The 6,397-nt window shown below is 36.6% G+C and carries 3 protein-coding genes; all 3 read right to left on the reverse strand.

The features are described 5' to 3' along the window. Positions 1 to 1,277 (reverse strand): DUF6531 domain-containing protein (locus tag G611_RS14645; protein WP_036949080.1); only part of this gene is annotated, 1,277 nt, incomplete at its 3' end. Between the two features lie 152 nt (positions 1,278 to 1,429). Further along, positions 1,430 to 2,272 (reverse strand): YcxB family protein, encoded by an 843-nt coding sequence (locus tag G611_RS0110125; protein ID WP_028243507.1) that lies wholly within the window; start codon positions 2,270 to 2,272, stop codon positions 1,430 to 1,432. Positions 2,273 to 2,285: 13 nt separating this feature from the next. Next, a partial coding sequence (locus G611_RS0110130) for an RHS repeat-associated core domain-containing protein (protein ID WP_028243508.1) occupies positions 2,286 to 6,397 on the reverse strand: 4,112 nt, incomplete at its 5' end.

The following is a 6,397-nucleotide window of genomic DNA, read 5'->3' on the forward strand; positions in this document are numbered from 1 at the left end:
TTATCTTCAGTTTCTACATATGTGAACTTGAGGCTGTTATTGTTCTTTGCCTCTACTTTTGAAAGATATCTGTTTCCGTTCTTATTTTCATAAGTTAAGAATACGTTATCTCCATCAAGGTCTCCCATTGATACAAGATAACCTTCTGTATCAAATCTTTCAAAAGTTCCGTCATCCTGTCTTATTACATAACCATCCTCAAGCTTATTAAGGATTCCTGGCTCACCATGCTCTTCTACATAGTAATCCTTCTCTGCCTTAAATGAGCCCTCACTGCCATCTCCGTAAAAAATCTTAATTCTTCCTGTTATTACATCTTCGTATAAACGTACTTCAAAGCTATGAGTCCATCCCATTCCAAGAGAGCCCATATCTGAAGAAATAGCATTATAGAATCTTTTGAACTCCAGAGTATATCTTCCACCAAGCTCGATATCTGTATGTTCATTTATGTAATTACCATTACACATGTTTACAGGGTCATACTTATAAACTTCGCAGCGCTCTTTCTTTCCCTTTAAGTATGCATGCATGTTTTCTACATACTGCTTATACTCTTCAAGTTCTGCTCCCTCTAAAACATCAAGTGGATTTACCCACTTCAAGCTATTCTTAGTCTCATTAAAGCTTGTGATATCGTAGTATCTTCCATCACCTATACCATTTATAAAAGACTCAATATTTGCAACAATTGTCTCATAAAGAGTCTGGTATGCACTAAGTGAGATATCTGTGCTGTGTGTTGTATCAAAATCATCAAGCTTCTTTTTGCTTTCTGGTGCAATTCCACTTAAACCATCATTTGATGCAATTGCCTCCATAGATGTATAAAAGCTTGTATATGATGGCTTGGTGTAGCTTCCTACTTCACTACAGCTTGCATTTAATGTATCAACAAGGGATGATATGGCATCACCTGTAGTTTTTAAGCTATCCTCATATCCACCAAAATCTAATGTTACTTTCTTTAAATACTCATCACCTAATTTGGCTTTATCTGATGAATCCACATCTGTTGAAAATGCAGTCATCAATGCTTCCTGCAAATCCTCCAGCTGCTGGATTGCATCTGTTATATCTATAATTAAAGGTATCTGTCTTTCTGTAACAAATGCCTTGGAACTTTCTGCTTCTGTACCTGTATGTGTGTCATCATCTACAAACGCCTGAAAGGCTTTGATCAATGAATCTGACATCGCTAAAAATGAATTATATGTCTTTTGGCATGAGTCGAAGTATTCTCTTAACTTCGCCACATTCCATACAATGTTTTCCATACTTTTGTCTTCCCTTCTTGAAGAGCACAAACTTGTGTAATAACATAATTGTAAAAATTCTTGTGGGCTACTTAAGAAAAAGCCCACAAGAACTTTGCTTTACCCAATTTTCATTCTATAGTCTTTACTTATCCCCCTTCGATAGTATCCACCTATTTCCTCACAATAAGTTTTTTTATTTTTCTGAGCAAAAATAAAATTACATTCTTTATTCCCACGCAATAAACCGCACCTATTGTCAATGGATAAAAAACAATTGCCAATACTCTCCATATAGTACTTTTTTCTTTAAACCAATTTATAAATTCAACTATTCCAGCAGCCATAAATAAGAAAAATATAATTCCACTAAATGAGATTTTCAAATATATTTCCATTATTGAATCATTTAAAGGTGCATTATTCACATAGATTAGTGCAACAATAAATGAAATTACTACGCCAACTATAAATGTTATCCAAAATACTTTAGAGTCATACTTATTATCACACATCTTTACCTGTTCGGTCTTTTGACTACTTTTTATTAGCTCCCTAATTCTTTTGTAATCTTCCCCTTGAAAAGCTTTATTGTCCAAAAAAACAAGTTTTCCATCTTTAAAATAAATAAATGAATACCTAGTTACTTTATGAAAATACACAATATCCTCATATTTATATATGCCTTCATCCTTCAACTCATCTTCATTGTATATTTCAAAAGATATTTTATTCTCATCAAATACATATGAATATCTAAATTTTCGGTTGCCATATAATTTATACGCTTTATTGCCTGTCATAATAGCTCTAAGTATAATCATTATAATTGCTATAATAATTATTATCATTGGGGTAATTAATTCTTTATTACCAGCTAAAATTCCATAAAGTATATTAAAGAAAAAAATAGTTGCAACCGCAAAAAAACATCTTACCTTAGTTGTGCCCCACAATGCTTCCTCTATGGTCATTCTTCTGATACACTCAGCATCTGTAGAAAAAATATTAGTCATAAATTGCACTCCTTTACTCAAACGTACACATTTGTTTTACAGTATCAAATCCCGCTGGGCACCCCGTCATAAAATACATGTATATAGCATATAATGACACGACTACAGCTTCGACTAATCCCGTTTTAATATAAGCTTTAACCTTTTTAGTTGATTCGAAATCCCCTTCAGAATGGGTATGAAAACCATATAGATTCAGTGTATCAAACCATGGATTTAATCCAGCGTTAGCACCAAATCCATATGTATTTTTTGTTCCACCAACTGCTGTATTTGCATCGACAGAGACAATATGAGACACACCTGCCGTTGCATCCACACCTACATCTAAATGACCTCCATATACATATGCTTTTGCTTTTGCACCTGCATTAATATCAAAACTAGATGATACTCCCAACGACACACTAGCATCAACACCTGTTTTATGTTCTCCGCCCGTAAGTGCCTTGAAATTAATTGAAAAATCCCATGATGTACTTACTTCTTTTCCATTTTTTATATTATGGGTTGTTTCAAGTTTAAATAACCTATTGCCATCATCTTTAACGACATCAGTATAAGAAGTTTCGTTACTAATTCCTACTGCTCCATCATACTCGCCTTCAACCGTGTAAGAGTTTGTCTCAGAAGTTCCAAATATATAATTATTCCATATATCAGATGCCCCTTGTTTTATATCACTCCAGCTAGGCCAATTACCATCATTATCGGCCAGCCCAACAGGATTTCCCCAACAGTAGCCATAGTGATTCAATGTAAATGGTGCATTTATAAATCCTTTTACATTATCCTCGGACTGAAATCTTCCTGTGTTTGCATCATAGAATCTTGCCTGTGCAAACTTAAGGCCTGAGACCTCATCTTCCTGATAGCCTGTAAATGCAAATGGCTGGATGATGTTGCCATCTGTGGTATACTCATGTTTTCTTTGTCTTCCTGTTCGTGGATCGATGTTTCGTCCAAAGTCATCAAAGGCGTATGATGATACTGCCACTCCGTCAGTTCCTGTAAGGTACATTGGCGAACCGAGTTCGTCCTGGAGATAGTAGTAATTGCTTCCTGCCTTAGACATTGAAACTACATTGTTGTCATAGATAAAGCTTTCTGTCTCACCATTTACTGTGCGCTCAAGAAGGTTGTAGTAGTCTCTTGAAAGGTCACATAGGTACTCTATCTTTTCTTCTGGTCTTGTAGATGCCACTCTAAAGCCAAGTCCGTTATACTGGTTTTCGAATTCTCCGTTAGAAACATCAGTTACCTTTGAAAGCATGTTTGTTGCATCAAAAGTGAAGGTCTTTTGTAACAAACCATCTACAAACTCTTTTGTCTGATTGCCTCGTTTATCATAATCATACGTTTTTACGATAGCCTGACTATTGTTTAATTCTTTAACTTTTACAAGTCTGTCAAGGACATCGTACTTATACGCGGTCTTCGTATTATCTTCTACAAGGCTTGTTCTGTTTCCAAAAGCATCATACTCATAAGCTGATTTAACTACTCCATCATGTGTAGTTTGAGTCAGTCTTCCGATTGCATCATACTTATAATCATACTGGCCAGATACCTTCTCGAAATCACGTCTGTTTCTATTAATTCCAGAGATAAGTCCTGCATTATCATAAGTGTAGAAGTAGTTATCAAGCTCGCCCCTACTGTCGTAGCTTGTCATACTTTCAAGGTTTCCACCTGGAAGATATGAATAAGCCTGCTTTACTCCATTAGGTAAAAGCTTTTCTGTAAGTCGACCAAGGGCATCATAAGAGTAGCTGGTCTTTTCTCCATTTCCTGTAATGCCTGAAAGTCTTCCTTCGCCGTCGTATGTATAAGCTGCTGTTCTACCATCTGGGTATGTTAGCTTAGTCTTTGCTCCTATTTCGTTGTACTCATAAGCTACTGTTCTGTTCTGATAGTCAGTAACCTTAGTAAGACGTCCTAAGATATCATTCTCAAGGGTAGTCTTTCCAAGCCAGTCATTTATCTCATTAAGCTGGTTTAATTCATTGTAAGCAAATGCTACGCTTCTACCATCTGAGTAGCCTACTTTTGTTACAGCGCCAAGACTATTATAATTATAAGTAGTCTTATAATTATCCCTGTCAGTTTTAATCTTAAGGCGTCCATACTGGTCGTACTCATAAGTCTCTTCCTGACCAAGGGCATCTGTTATCTTAGTAAGTTGTCCTGAAAGATTGTAGGAATAGATAGTTACGTGACCATCCTCACCTACTACAGGCATCCTATCGTCTTTATTTTCAATCTTACCTTCTGCCCTCTGAACACTCTTGAGATTATCAAGTGCATCATAGGTGTAGGCTGTCTCGTTTCCTAAGGCGTCTACTACACTTTTAATACGGCCTGTAGCAGTATAGGTATAAAGGGTAGTGCTACGTCCATCAGCTACCTTTGTAGCTCTGCCCATAGCGTCGTATTCATAAGCTACTTTTCGTCCATCTGAGCCTTCCACCTTGGAAACTCTGCTAAGAACGTCATAGCTGTAATTAATCTTATAGCCATCTGCAAATGAGCGAGAAACAATTCGACCAACGTTATCGTAATCTATTTCCTGCTCTAATCTACCACAGAATGAAACTGATTTAAGCTTTCCTCCATCTGTGTATTCAAAACGTCTTGTTCTTCCTGCAGCATCAGTAATGTTTGCGATATCACCAAGCTTTGTGTATGAGTAGCTTGTAGTATTTCCAAGAGCATCTGTCTCTTTTACTACTCTTCCAAGCAAATCGTAGTCTCTTGTGTATCTGTTACCAAGAGTATCAGTAGCGCAGATAACCTGGCCATTTTCATCGTATTCATATGTCTTGTTATGGCCTAATGCGTCTGTTTCAGCGATAACTCTGTTAAGCTCATCATATTCAAGACTTCTTACTCTGATATCACCTAGATACTCAGCTGTTACATTTCCATTCTTATCATACTCATAGCTGCTTGTTCTTCCTTCAGGGTCAGTAACCTTTGTAAGACGCATAAGTGGGTCGTACTCGTAAAGAATAGTTCCACCATTAGGTAAAACAACTTTCTCCTGCTTACCCATAAGGTTATAAGTAATTACTGTTTCAAAGCCTGCTTCATCCACTACCTTTGAAACATGGCCCATTACATCCATTTCATAAGACTTAACTGTTCCGTCTGGTTCTTTTACAGATGTAACCTTACACATGGCATCATAGGTATACTCTCTTGTATTTCCAAGAGTATCTGTTGCCTTTGTAATTCTATCAGCATTGTCGTACTCAAATGTTGTAACACTACCGTCTGCTGTTTTTGTAGTGATAACACGATTCAACTCATCGTATGTATACTCTGTTACTACTCCATCTGGATCTGTTATCGTATTTACGTTTCCACGATTATCATAAGAAAACTTTGTTACTGCTCCATTTGCATTTCTTGTCTTGCAAAGGTTTGAGCCTTCATAGTAGAAACGCTGTGTCTCATTAAGTGGGTTCCTAAGTTCAAAGAGCTTTCCATTAAGGTCATAAGAATACTTATAGACTTCTCCCTTTGCACCCTTTACAGCCATTGGCTTTCCATCAGCTCGGTATGTGATGAAAGTCTTATTTCCGGCCGCATCTACTATCTTTGTAAGGTGTCCCTTATTGTCATAGGCAAAACGGGTTGTGTTTCCTCTCTTATCTGTAAAACTGGTCTTCTGGTTTCTTACGTTATAAGTAAATCGTTCTTCACCATCATAGTAAGTTGTCTTTGTATGGCGCTCTAAATCATCATGTGTATAAACAACTTTATTACCATTCTGTTCTGTTGCTATGGTAGTCTTGTTTACATCATCATACTCATAGGTCATTACAGAATTATCTGGGAAGCTCTGCTTTACAGTACGTCCAAGCTTATCGTACTCATTTGTGATAGCTGTAATTCCCTTTGGATTGATTACATCCTTAATCTTTCCATTATCAGCATATGTAAATCTTCTTACTGCTCCATCTAACTCTGTTATCTCTACAAGATGCTTTGCATCATCGTATGTATAACAAACAGACCTACCTGTCTGGTCGGTCACTTTTTGTAGTAATGTCTCATTATCTTCAGTTTCTACATATGTGAACTTGAGGCTGTTATTGTTCTTTGCCTCTACTTTTGAAA

Origin of the sequence: Pseudobutyrivibrio ruminis AD2017, assembly GCF_000424305.1 — a bacterium.
GTDB classification, from domain to species: Bacteria; Bacillota; Clostridia; order Lachnospirales; family Lachnospiraceae; genus Pseudobutyrivibrio; species Pseudobutyrivibrio ruminis_B.